The sequence below is a fragment of the Pseudomonas sp. SC3(2021) genome, assembly GCF_019856535.1.
Classification (GTDB): domain Bacteria; phylum Pseudomonadota; class Gammaproteobacteria; order Pseudomonadales; family Pseudomonadaceae; genus Aquipseudomonas; species Aquipseudomonas monsensis.
Genome location: NZ_CP082236.1, coordinates 1,800,736 through 1,812,530 on the forward strand (window position 1 = coordinate 1,800,736; position 11,795 = coordinate 1,812,530).

The following is an 11,795-nucleotide window of genomic DNA, read 5'->3' on the forward strand; positions in this document are numbered from 1 at the left end:
TGAATGATCTGGCCAATTCCCACATGACTACTAATCCCCCCAAGCGCATTGATTTCAATACGCCTGAGTTGCAACGCAAGCGCCGTATTCGCGCGCTCAAGGATCGCTTCACCCGCTGGTATGTCCTGATCGGCGGTCTTGCCGTACTGGCCGCCATCACCCTGATTTTCTTCTTCCTCGCCTATGTGGTTGCCCCGTTGTTTCAGGGTGCCAGCCTGACCGCGAAAGATGCTATTACCCCGGCCTGGATGCAGGACGCCGGCAAGCCGTTGATGATTTCGCTCGAGGAGCAGAATCAGGTGGCGATGCGCGTTTCCGACAAGGGCCAGGCGCTGTTTTTCGATATCGACAGTGGCGCTGAATTGAAGCGCGTCGATCTGCCGCTGCCGGCAGGCGCTACCGTAACCTCCATCGGCGAAGATCAGCCAGGTCATCCGCTGGTGGCTGTGGGCCTGTCCAACGGTCAGGCGCTGGTGTTCCGTCACACCTATAAAGTCAGCTACCCCGATGGCAAGAAAACCATCTCCCCGGCCATCGAATACCCGTACGGCAACACGCCGATCGTGGTGAACGAAAACGGCGGGGCGCTCGAGCACGTGAGCCTCAATGCCACCGATTCGACGCTGATGCTGGTCGGCTCGACCGGTTCGCAACTCAATGTGCTGTCGCTGACCAGCGAAGAAAACATGATGACCGGTGAAGTCACCAGCGAGCAGAAGCGTATTGATCTGCCGCAGATGACCGAGCCGGTGAAAAACATCTTCGTCGACCCGCGCCAGCAATGGCTGTACGTGGTCAACGGGCGTGCCCAGGCCGACGTGTTCAGCCTGCGCGACAAGAGCCTCAACGGTCGCTACAAACTGCTGGAAAACGCTGACGCCGAAGTTACTGCGAGCACCCAGCTGGTGGGCGGTATCTCGCTGATCATCGGTGACTCCAAGGGTGGCCTGGCCCAGTGGTTCATGGCCCGTGACACCGATGGCGAGCTGCGCCTGAAGCAGATCCGCACGTTCCAGATGGGCACTGCGCCGATCGTTGAAATCACTGCCGAAGAGCGCCGCAAAGGCTTCGTTGCCCTTGATGCATCCGGCAAGCTTGGCGTGTTCCACAGCACCGCGCACCGCACGCTGCTGGTCGAGCCCGTGACCGAAGGGCAGGGCCTGTTCGGTCTGTCGCCGCGCGCCAACCGGGTGATCGTCGAAGCCGGCGGCAAACTGCAACCGCTGCTGCTCGACAACCCGCACCCGGAAGTGTCGTGGAGCGCGCTGTGGAGCAAGGTCTGGTACGAGAACTACGACGAGCCTAAATATGTCTGGCAGTCGACGGCGGCCAACACCGACTTCGAACCGAAACTGAGCCTTTCGCCACTGACCTTCGGCACCCTGAAAGCCGCGTTCTACGCGATGCTGCTGGCGGCACCGCTGGCCGTTGCCGCAGCGATCTACACCGCCTACTTCATGGCCCCGGGCATGCGCCGCAAGGTCAAGCCGGTGATCGAACTGATGGAAGCGATGCCGACGGTAATCCTCGGTTTCTTCGCCGGTCTGTTCCTCGCACCGTATGTGGAAGGGCATCTGCCGGGCATCTTCAGCCTGCTGATGCTGTTGCCGATCGGCATTCTGGTTGCCGGTTTCACCTTCAGTCGCCTGCCTGAGTCGATCCGCCTCAAGGTGCCGGATGGCTGGGAAAGTGCACTGCTGATTCCGGTGATCCTGTTCGTGGGCTGGCTGTCGCTGTACATGAGTCCGTTCATGGAGAACTGGTTCTTCGGCGGTGACATGCGCATGTGGATCTCCCACGACCTGGGCATCACCTACGACCAGCGCAACGCTCTGGTGGTCGGTCTGGCCATGGGCTTCGCGGTGATCCCGAACATTTATTCGATCGCCGAAGACGCCGTGTTCAGCGTACCGCGTGGCCTGACCCTGGGCTCCCTGGCCCTCGGTGCCACGCCGTGGCAGACCATGACCCGCGTGGTGATCCTCACCGCCAGCCCGGGCATCTTCTCGGCGCTGATGATCGGCATGGGCCGTGCGGTCGGTGAAACCATGATCGTGCTGATGGCCACCGGTAACACCCCGGTCATGGAAATGAACCTGTTCGAAGGCCTGCGCACCCTGGCCGCCAACGTCGCGGTGGAAATGCCGGAGTCGGAAGTCGGCGGCAGCCACTACCGCGTGCTGTTCCTCTCGGCGCTGGTGCTGCTGTTGTTCACCTTCGTCATGAACACCCTGGCAGAACTGATTCGTCAGCGTCTGCGCAAGAAATACTCGTCGCTTTAAGAAAGGTAGAAGTCTGTGAAACAGAACTCCCTGAATGGATGGTTCAAGAGCGGCGCCCCGGGCGTCTGGATCAGCGGTGGCGCGGTGTCCATCGCGGTCATCATGACCATTGGCCTGCTGGCGGTGATCGCCGTGCGCGGTCTGGGTCACTTCTGGCCGGCGGATCTGATCCACGCCAGCTACGACGTGCCGGGCCAGGCCAATCACCTGGTCATCGGCGAAGTGGTGCAGAAAGAAGAAGTGCCCCGCGCCCGTTTGAAGAGCGCCGGCCTGCCGGTGCCCGATCAGGGCCCGGAATTCATGACCCGCGAGCTGATCAAGGTCGGTAACCGTGACTTGAATGGCAACGACTTCACCTGGATCGTCGGCGAGTGGCTGACCAACCAGAAAAATCCGCCGGAGCTGATGGCGCTGGAGCGCCGTGAGTGGGGCAACTTCTACGGCTACCTGGTCAACGTCAAACAGGACGGCAAAGTCATCGCCGAAGGCGAAGCGGCATGGCCTGAGCTGCAAGCGCGGATCAACCGTGTAAACGGTCTGGCTGCGCAACTGAAGTCGCTGGAAAAAACTGACATCGGTGCAATCAACGCAGGCCTTGAGCGCATCCGTCTGCACGGTCGCAAACTGGAACTGGAAGGCAAACTCGACGCCACCGCGCAAGCGGACATGGACTCCGAGCGCGCCGAGCTGAATGCCCGTTATCAGGACATTGAAGCCCGTCTCTCTGACCTGCACGCGCAGTTCAACCGTGACGCGCTGACTGCCCGCGATGCCAACGGCAAGGAAATCGAAATCAGCCTCGGCAAAGTGGTTCACGCCTACCAGCCGAACGCCATGGGCACTTTCAGCAAGATCGGTTTCTACTTCAGCAAGGTCTGGGAATTCCTCTCCGACGACCCGCGTGAAGCCAACACCGAAGGCGGGATCTTCCCGGCGATTTTCGGCACCGTGATGATGACCCTGATCATGGCGATGATCGTGACCCCGTTCGGCGTGCTGGCGGCGGTGTACCTGCGTGAATACGCCAAGCAGAACACCCTGACGCGGATCATCCGTATCGCGGTGAACAACCTCGCCGGCGTTCCGGCGATCGTTTACGGCGTGTTCGGTCTGGGCTTCTTCGTCTACGTGCTGGGTGGTTCGGTCGACCGTCTGTTCTTCCCCGAAGCATTGCCGGCGCCGACCTTCGGTACACCGGGTCTGCTCTGGGCGTCGTTGACCCTGGCGCTGCTGGCCGTACCGGTGGTGATCGTGGCGACCGAGGAAGGTCTGGCGCGTATCCCGCGTACCGTTCGTGAAGGCTCGCTGGCACTGGGTGCAACCAAGGCCGAGACGCTGTGGAAGATCGTTCTGCCGATGGCCAGCCCGGCGATGATGACCGGCATGATCCTCGCCGTGGCTCGCGCCGCCGGTGAAGTGGCGCCGCTGATGCTGGTGGGTGTGGTGAAACTGGCACCGTCGCTGCCGGTGGACGGCAACTACCCGTACCTGCACCTGGACCAGAAAATCATGCACCTGGGCTTCCATATTTATGACGTCGGCTTCCAGAGCCCGAACGTCGAGGCGGCACGTCCGCTGGTGTATGCCACCGCGCTGTTGCTGGTGCTGGTGATCGCCACGTTGAACCTGTCGGCGGTGTATATCCGTAACCACCTGCGCGAAAAATACAAAGCACTGGATAGCTAAGGACGACACGAACCCTGTGGGAGCGAGCTTGCTCGCGAAGCTTTTGGCGGCCGTAAGGGCCCCTTCGCGAGCAAGCTCGCTCCCACATTGAACCGCGTCCACTGGAATATTGATGGAAGCTGCAACAAGCAGTGTTCCGAACCGAATTTGTTAGCACAGGGAGCCTCCCATGCAGCACGAAACACACACCCACGGCATCAACATGTCTGCCCTGGGTCGCGACAAGCAGAGCCTCAACCTCGAACAGGAAACCGTGGCCATCGAAGTCCCGGGCCTGAGCCTGTTCTACGGTGAGAAGCAAGCCCTGTTCGACGTCAGCATGAACATCCCGAAACAGCGCGTGACCGCCTTCATCGGCCCGTCGGGCTGCGGTAAATCCACGCTGCTGCGCACTTTCAACCGTATGAACGACCTGGTTGACGGCTGCCGTGTCGAAGGCGCGATCAACCTGTACGGCAACAACATCTACCGCAAGGGTGAAGACGTTGCCGAGTTGCGTCGTCGCGTTGGCATGGTGTTCCAGAAGCCTAACCCGTTCCCCAAGACCATCTACGAAAACGTGGTCTACGGTCTGCGTATCCAGGGCATCAACAAGAAGCGCATTCTCGACGAAGCGGTCGAGTGGGCGTTGAAAGGCGCGGCGCTGTGGGACGAAGTCAAAGACCGTCTGCACGAGTCGGCACTGGGTCTGTCCGGTGGTCAGCAACAGCGTCTGGTGATTGCCCGTACCATCGCGGTTGAGCCGGAAGTGTTGCTGCTCGACGAACCGTGCTCGGCCCTCGACCCGATCTCGACCCTGAAAGTCGAAGAGCTGATCTACGAGCTGAAGTCCAAGTTCACCATCGTCATCGTGACCCACAACATGCAGCAGGCTGCACGGGTGTCCGACTACACGGCGTTCATGTATATGGGCAAACTGGTGGAATTCGGCGACACCGACACCCTGTTTACCAATCCGGCGAAGAAGCAGACCGAAGACTACATCACCGGTCGCTACGGCTAGCCGTACAGCTGCAAGCCGCAAGAAAGATGCGGTGCGATATCAGGACTTATACATAACTGCTTGAAGCTTGCAGCTTGAAGCTTGCAACTTTCGCGGAGCGAACAATGATTTCTAAAGAAGGTCTTACCCATCACATTTCCGCGCAGTTCAACGCCGAACTGGAAGAAGTGCGCAGCCACCTGCTGGCTATGGGCGGACTGGTCGAGAAGCAGGTCAATGACGCGGTCACCGCACTGATCGAGGCCGATTCCGGCCTGGCTCAGCAGGTGCGCGAGATCGACGACCAGATCAACCAGATGGAACGCAACATCGACGAAGAATGCCTGCGCATTCTCGCCCGTCGGCAGCCGGCGGCGTCCGACCTGCGTTTGATCATCAGCATCTCCAAGTCGGTGATCGACCTGGAGCGCATCGGTGACGAAGCGACCAAGATCGCCCGTCGCGCCATCCAGCTGTGCGAGGAAGGCGAAGCGCCGCGCGGTTACGTCGAGGTTCGCCACATTGGCGACCAGGTGCGCAACATGGTGCGTGATGCGCTGGACGCGTTTGCCCGTTTCGACGCCGATCTGGCGCTGTCGGTGGCGCAATACGACAAAGTCATCGACCGCGAATACAAGACCGCCCTGCGTGAGCTGGCGACCTACATGATGGAAGACCCGCGCTCTATCTCGCGGGTTCTGAGCATCATCTGGGTCCTGCGTTCGCTGGAGCGCATCGGCGACCACGCGCGCAACATTTCGGAACTGGTGATCTACCTGGTGCGCGGCACCGACGTGCGTCACATGGGCCTCAAGCGCATGAAAGAAGAAGTTGAAGGCACAAGCGGCGAAACCGCTAATGTTCCGGGCGTTGCTGACGATAAGTAAGATTGCCTGAGAAAAGCGCCCGGCCCTTTGGCCGGGCGTTTTTGTTTAGGGCTTTCAAGTAAAAAATCGAATTAAAAAGCAGCACCCGCGAACGAAAAGTCCCGGCGTGACTGAAGAGTTTTGGCAATGTGCCATCAGCCAGCGTTATGCTTGCCGGGATTTTTATAGGGGTGTTGGATGAGCAAGATCAGTGTGTTGGTCGTGGACGATGCGTCGTTCATTCGTGACCTGGTGAAAAAATGCCTGCGTAATTACTTCCCGGGGATCCGCACCGAGGACGCCATCAACGGCAAGAAAGCCCAGGCAATGCTGGCCAGGGAAGCGTTTGACCTGGTTCTGTGCGACTGGGAAATGCCGGAAATGTCCGGTCTCGAACTGCTGACCTGGTGCCGCGAGCAAGACAACCTCAAGACCATGCCGTTCATCATGGTCACCAGCCGTGGCGACAAGGAAAACGTCGTGCAGGCGATTCAGGCCGGTGTTTCCGGCTACGTCAGCAAGCCGTTCACCAACGAGCAACTGCTGACCAAGGTCAAGCAGGCGCTGAACAAGGTCGGCAAGCTCGACACCCTGATGAACAGCGCCCCGACCAAGATGAACTCGGCGTTCGGCAACGACTCCCTGAGCGCATTGACCGGTGGCAAGCCTGCCGTGGTCGGTGGTGCTCCGGCAGCCGCTGCGGTCAACCCGTTCGCCAAGCCTGCTGCCGCTGCTCCGGCGCCTGCTGCTGCGCCGTCCCGTGGTTTGCTCAACAGCCCGCCAGTCCAGGCCCCGGCCGCCGCGAAAGCACCGGCCGGCGGACGTGGCCAGGGTCAATTGCGTCTGCCGAGCGGCAACCAGCAATGCGTGATCAAGGCCCTGAGCATCAAGGAAGCGTTGCTGGTGGTGAAGCGCACCGACACCCTGCCGCAGATCCTCGACAGCGCCGTGCTCGACCTGGAGCAGGGCGACAACGCCGAAATCGCCCGCCTCAATGGCTACCTGCACGCCATCGTTGCCCACGAGCAGAAAGCCGACAGCGACTGGCTGCAACTGACCTTCCGCTTCGTCGACCAGGACGCGCAGAAGCTCGACTACATCTCCCGCCTGATCGCTCGCGGCACCGCGCAGAAACACTTCGTTCCGGGCGCGTAAGCGTCACATAAAAAGAGATCACAACCTGCGTTAATCCATACTTTCATTGAGTAAGGAATAACGCAGGCTGTGATCTCTTTTTTGTGTTTGCATTTCGCTTGGCAGACTTCGTTATCTCGGATCAACCTTTAAAGCCTGCCAATTGAGCTGCGCGATTGATGTTTTGCACGAATGCATCCTTGACTGCATCAATTGATGTTGGGTTGTCGCATTCGGGAATCCCATTTGAGTAGACATCGCCTTCCCATTTCCCGTCTACGAAGGCACCACGTAACTCTCCTTCCACAGCCTTTGCATAACCCTTGTCTGAGTAACAGATCCGGTATGCAAGACTTGGCAAAATGAAGGTCAGCGGCCAGTTTTTGAAATGCTCTTTTGCGATGGCTGTAAGAGTAATTTCTGCCCGCCAGGCCCCTACATCATAGTCATCTGGTTTGCTAATCACACAGTCTGCAATTTGCGAATCAGCGAGTTGTTCTATGACTTTTCGCAGCCCGCTTTCCAGCTCATCTGGCACAACGAACCATGTAGCGTGGCCCCGCGATTGAGGGTTGCCCACCCCGGTCTCACTGTCAGATCCGTTCCAACGCAGAGCCAGCACTTCCCGCTCATCCCATGATCCTTCAGCTGCACTCCAGCCGCCTTGTTTTGTGTTGTGAATTACCTTTTTTAGCTTCCAGCTGCTTTTCGGAGCAACTACATCTTCTGGATTGATATAGGCCATTTCATTGACTCTCAGCGAATGGAAAAATTTACATCCATATGTATGTACGTACGGATGTATAAAGATTGGACCTGAGCGTCCTCTTCGTCAAGGTAAAAATGCTTCTGGATCGGGCGGCAATTTGAAACATCTGTCGACTAGCCTGGTCTGTCTGAGCTGCTAGGCTCATTTCCAGGCCTTACTTCGACAGACTCTTGCCCATGCTCGCGCGCCTGCTGTTTTTCTGTGGTCTTTTCGTGGCCTCCACCTCGGCTGTGGCCATGACGATCTACAAATCCACCGATGCCAACGGCGTGGTCTCGTACAGCGACCGTCCGAGCAAGGGCTCGCAGGTGTTCGTGTTTCAGGACCGCATGGTCGAGCGCCTGGAGCGGCAGGTCTATCTCGACATCAAGAAGCAGAAGGGCGGTGACGTAGTGTTCGTGCGCAATGATCTGTACGCGCCGGTCGAGGTGGCACTGGCGTTTACCGGCATGAGCAATGTGCGGGGCGCGCCGGCGCAAACCATCCGCAGGGTGCTGCCGGCACGCAGCAACACGCGGCTGGCGCTGCTGACGGCGATTACCGGCGGCAAGCCGTTGGTGTATACGCCGCAATTCCAGTATGCCTTGGGCGACCCCGCTGGCGCGGCGCAGAGCTATCGCTATCCGCTGCCGTGGCGTGGCGGGCCGTTCCGCCTGAGTCAGGGCGCTGAAGGCCAGTACAGCCACTTCGGGCCAAAGAACCGCTATGCGATGGACATCGCCATGCCGGTCGGCACACAGATCATCGCGGCGCGGGCCGGGGTGGTGGTGAAAATCGAGAACTCACAGAGCGGGCGCGGTACGGATCCCTCCGGCAATTTCGTCCGGGTGCTGCACGATGACGGGACCATGGGCGTGTATCTGCACCTCAAGCAAGGGTCGGTAAGCGTACGCGAAGGGCAACGGGTGACCGTGGGCAGTCCGCTGGCGCTGTCGGGCAATACCGGCAACAGCAGTGGCCCGCACCTGCACTTTGTGGTGCAGCGCAACAACGGCTCGGGGCTGGTGTCGATTCCGTATCAGTTCAACCAGCCGCTGGGGGCGTTGCCCAACTTTGCGTTGGGCAAGCAATAAATCCAGTGGAGATCGACGGTGGCGAGGGGATTTATCCCCGTTGGGGCGCGTAGCGGCCCTGAATCCGGCATTCGCGCAATCCCTGAGGGGATGCATTCAATGGTTTCGGGACGGCTTTGCCGTCCAACGGGGATAAATCCCCTCGCCACAAAAGCTACCCTGCAACCGCCATCAATCCAGCATCAACACCTTGGCCAGCACAATCTTCGGCCCCTTCATCTTCTTGATGATGATCCGCAGGCCTTCGACTTCCAGCACTTCTTCCTCTTCCGGCACCCGTTTCAGGGTTTCGTAGACCAGCCCGGCGAGGGTTTCGGCTTCGATGTGGTCCAGGTCGATACCCAGCAGGCGTTCAACCTTGAACAACGGCGTATCGCCGCGCACCAGCAGCTTGCCCGGCTGATACGCCAGAATCCCGCGCTCAGCCTTGCGGTGTTCGTCCTGAATATCGCCGACCAGTACTTCCAGCACGTCCTCCATGGTCAGGTAGCCAATGATGTTGCCGTCAGCCTCCTCGACCACGGCGAAGTGCGAGCCGCCCTTGCGGAACTGCTCCAGCAGCTGCGACAGCGGCATGTGTCGCGACACACGTTCCAGCGGACGGGTCAGTTCAGCCAGGTTGAACGACTCGGGAATGTGATCCAGCGCCGCCAGTTCCAGCAGCAGGTCCTTGATGTGCAGCAGGCCGACGAACTCCTGGCGCTCGCTGTCGTACACCGGGTAACGGCTGAACTTGTGGCGACGGAACATGGCCAGGATTTCTTTCAGCGGCGCGTTGAATTCCAGGGTGATCAGGTCTTCCCGGGAGTTGGCCCAGTCGACCACTTCCAGTTCGCCCATCTCCACCGCCGAGGCCAGCACGCGCATGCCTTGGTCGCTCGGGTCCTGACCACGGCTGGAGTGCAGGATCAGTTTCAATTCTTCGCGGCTGTAATGGTGTTCGTGGTGCGGGCCGGGTTCGCCCTGGCCGGCGATCCGCAGAATCGCGTTGGCGCTGGCGTTGAGCAGGTAGATCGCCGGGTACATCGCCCAGTAGAACAGGTACAGCGGCACCGCCGTCCACAGCGACAGCAGCTCGGGTTTGCGGATCGCCCACGACTTGGGCGCCAGCTCACCGACCACGATGTGCAGGTACGAGATGATGAAGAACGCGGTAAAGAACGAAATGCCTTTGACCACCTCTGGCGATTGCACGCCGACTGCGCTCAGCAACGGTTCGAGAATGTGCGCGAACGCCGGCTCACCGACCCAGCCCAGGCCCAGGGAGGCGAGGGTGATACCGAGCTGGCAGGCCGAGAGGTACGCATCGAGCTGACTGTGCACGGTGCGCAGGATGTGCCCGCGCCAGCCGTTCTTGTCGGCGATGGCCTCGACCCGGGTCGAGCGCAGTTTGACCATGGCGAATTCCGCCGCAACGAAAAAGCCGTTGAGCAAAACCAGGATCAGAGCGAAAAGAATCATGCCGAAATCGGCGAATAGTGTTGCGAGGGACAAGCCAGGGGAAGGGTCCATGATGGAGTTTTGCGGGTTCCGTGTGATTCGTAAGAGAGAAAAAATCGCGCCTGAAAGGCAGACGCAAGTCAGCCAATGTAGCGGCTGACTTGGCGATTGCCTAGTGGCGCGTGCTGACCGGCGTTACTCGGCAGTGCTGATCGCCCGTGCCTGAGCGACCTGGGCCGGGGCGAAATGGCAGGTGAACGTGCTGCCGTGACCGGGCACGCTGCTGATCTCCATCCGCGCGCGGTGGCGCAACAACACGTGTTTGACGATTGCCAGGCCCAGCCCGGTGCCGCCAGTGTTGGAGTTGCGGCTGGAGTCGACGCGATAGAAACGCTCGGTCAGGCGCGGCAGGTGTTTGCTGTCGATACCGATCCCGGAATCCTGCACGCTCAGGTGCGCGCCTTGCTCGTCGCCCCACCAGCGAATGCGGATGTTGCCTTCGGCCGGGGTGTATTTCACGGCGTTGAACACCAGGTTGGAGAAGGCGCTGCGCAGTTCCGCCTCGCTGCCCTTGAGCAGGATTCTGCCGTCGGCTTCGAGGGTGATGTTCTGGTTCTTCTGCCCGGACAGCTGTTGCGCGTCGCTCTTGATCGACTGCAACAGCGTGTCGATCTGCACTGGCTGGTTGTCCGACGGGTAATCGGTGGCTTCCAGCTTCGCCAACAGCAACAGGTCGTTGAGCAGCGTCTGCATGCGCCCGCCCTGTTGTTGCATCTGCTGCAGCGCGCGGCTCCAGCGCGGGTTCACGTCCTCGACGTTGTCGAGCAGGGTTTCCAGGTAGCCGCAGATCACCGTCAGTGGCGTGCGCAGTTCGTGGGACACGTTGGCGATGAAGTCTTTGCGCATCTGTTCCAGCTGATGGATGCGTGTGACATCGCGCACCAGCATCAGGTGTTCGTTGTTGCCGTAGCGGGTCAGGTACAGCTGAATGCGCACGCGATCGTTGGTCGGCGAGGGGATTTCCAGCGGTTCGGCGTAGCTTTCCTGCTCGAAGTACTCCTTGAAGCGCGGATGGCGTACCAGGTTGGTCACCGGTTGGCCGCTGTCCTGCGGGGTCTTGAGGCCGAGCAGGGTTTCGGCGGCACGGTTCCACCATTCCAGGTTGCCGTCGCTGTCGAGCATGATCACCGCGTCTTTCAGCGCGGCGGTGGACTCCTGCACCCGGTCGATCACCGCTTGCAGGCGCCCGCGCACCCGTTGGTCGCGGCGTTGGAGGTGGTAGATGCTGTCGAACACCTCGCCCCACAGGCCGTAGCCGTCGGGCGGTGCTTCATCGGGTTGGTGCAGGCGCAGCCATTCGTGCAGGCGCAGCAGTTGCTTGAGCGTCCAGGCCAGGTAAAGACCCAGGCCGGCAGCGAGGCTCCAGCCGTAATAGCCGCTGATCAGGCCGATCACCAGACAGGCGGTGACCAGCAACAGCATGTGGCGAATCAGGGTGCCATGCCAGTTTTGATTCACGGAGCGTCCTTAAACGCAGCTTCAAGTTTCAAGCTGCAAGCTTCA

Annotated in this window: 9 protein-coding genes; 6 read left to right on the plus strand and 3 right to left on the minus strand. The window is 60.0% G+C overall.

Annotated features, from left to right (window positions below):
- The first annotated feature begins 248 nt into the window (after positions 1 to 248).
- From K5Y35_RS07885 to K5Y35_RS07905, 5 genes are all read left to right on the plus strand, one after another.
- Positions 249 to 2,282, plus strand: a complete 2,034-nt coding sequence (locus tag K5Y35_RS07885; RefSeq protein ID WP_222834445.1) for an ABC transporter permease subunit — start codon at positions 249 to 251, stop codon at positions 2,280 to 2,282.
- Between the two features lie 15 nt (positions 2,283 to 2,297).
- Positions 2,298 to 3,968 carry a phosphate ABC transporter permease PstA gene (pstA, locus tag K5Y35_RS07890; protein ID WP_128613621.1) on the plus strand — a complete coding sequence of 557 codons (1,671 nt, stop codon included), beginning with the start codon at positions 2,298 to 2,300 and terminating at the stop codon, positions 3,966 to 3,968.
- Positions 3,969 to 4,137: 169 nt separating this feature from the next.
- Positions 4,138 to 4,971, plus strand: a complete 834-nt coding sequence (gene pstB / locus K5Y35_RS07895; protein WP_123469947.1) for a phosphate ABC transporter ATP-binding protein PstB — start codon at positions 4,138 to 4,140, stop codon at positions 4,969 to 4,971.
- 104 nt (positions 4,972 to 5,075) lie between these two features.
- Positions 5,076 to 5,837: a phosphate signaling complex protein PhoU gene (gene phoU / locus K5Y35_RS07900; RefSeq protein WP_123469945.1), complete on the plus strand. Its 762-nt coding sequence runs from the start codon at positions 5,076 to 5,078 to the stop codon at positions 5,835 to 5,837.
- Between the two features lie 177 nt (positions 5,838 to 6,014).
- Complete coding sequence (locus tag K5Y35_RS07905) at positions 6,015 to 6,971, plus strand: response regulator (RefSeq protein WP_128613622.1); 957 nt, start codon at positions 6,015 to 6,017, stop codon at positions 6,969 to 6,971.
- A gap of 121 nt (positions 6,972 to 7,092) precedes the next feature.
- On the opposite strand, the gene K5Y35_RS07910 is transcribed toward K5Y35_RS07905, so the two are convergent.
- On the minus strand, positions 7,093 to 7,695 hold the full coding sequence (locus tag K5Y35_RS07910; RefSeq protein ID WP_222834030.1) for a hypothetical protein: 603 nt from the start codon (positions 7,693 to 7,695) through the stop codon (positions 7,093 to 7,095).
- A 200-nt stretch (positions 7,696 to 7,895) separates the two neighbouring features.
- Here K5Y35_RS07910 and K5Y35_RS07915 point away from each other — a divergent pair, with 200 nt between their 5' ends.
- Positions 7,896 to 8,792 (plus strand): peptidoglycan DD-metalloendopeptidase family protein, encoded by an 897-nt coding sequence (locus K5Y35_RS07915; RefSeq protein ID WP_128613623.1) that lies wholly within the window; start codon positions 7,896 to 7,898, stop codon positions 8,790 to 8,792.
- A 171-nt stretch (positions 8,793 to 8,963) separates the two neighbouring features.
- Here K5Y35_RS07915 and K5Y35_RS07920 read toward each other — a convergent pair whose 3' ends face one another.
- Positions 8,964 to 10,304 carry a hemolysin family protein gene (locus K5Y35_RS07920; protein WP_123469940.1) on the minus strand — a complete coding sequence of 447 codons (1,341 nt, stop codon included), beginning with the start codon at positions 10,302 to 10,304 and terminating at the stop codon, positions 8,964 to 8,966.
- Positions 10,305 to 10,427: 123 nt separating this feature from the next.
- Complete coding sequence (gene phoR / locus K5Y35_RS07925) at positions 10,428 to 11,714, minus strand: phosphate regulon sensor histidine kinase PhoR (RefSeq protein WP_259741353.1); 1,287 nt, start codon at positions 11,712 to 11,714, stop codon at positions 10,428 to 10,430.
- Between the last annotated feature and the right edge of the window lie 81 nt (positions 11,715 to 11,795).